At 44.2% G+C, this 274-nt stretch carries 1 protein-coding gene; it reads right to left on the bottom strand.

Translation table 11 applies throughout. The annotated features are described in order from the left end of the window. The coding region (locus SB775_RS29345; protein WP_410864754.1) for a tRNA-guanine transglycosylase at nt 1–274 on the bottom strand (274 nt) is incomplete at both ends.

Here is a 274-nt window from a genome sequence, read left to right on the forward strand (position 1 = left end):
TAAGCGGCCTTCACTTGTCATACATGTACCATTTCGAGCGATACGAGTTGGAAGTACACAGTCAAACATATCAACACCGCGAATCGCACCATCAATTAACGAGTCAGGAGAACCTACACCCATTAAGTAACGTGGTTTATCATCAGGAAGAAGTGGTGTTGTAAACTCAAGAACACGATTCATAATATCCTTCGGTTCACCAACAGATAGACCGCCGATAGCATAGCCAGGGAAGTCCATTGAAACAAGATCTTTCGCACTTTGACGACGAAGC

The sequence above is a fragment of the Peribacillus sp. SIMBA_075 genome (assembly GCF_046534585.1).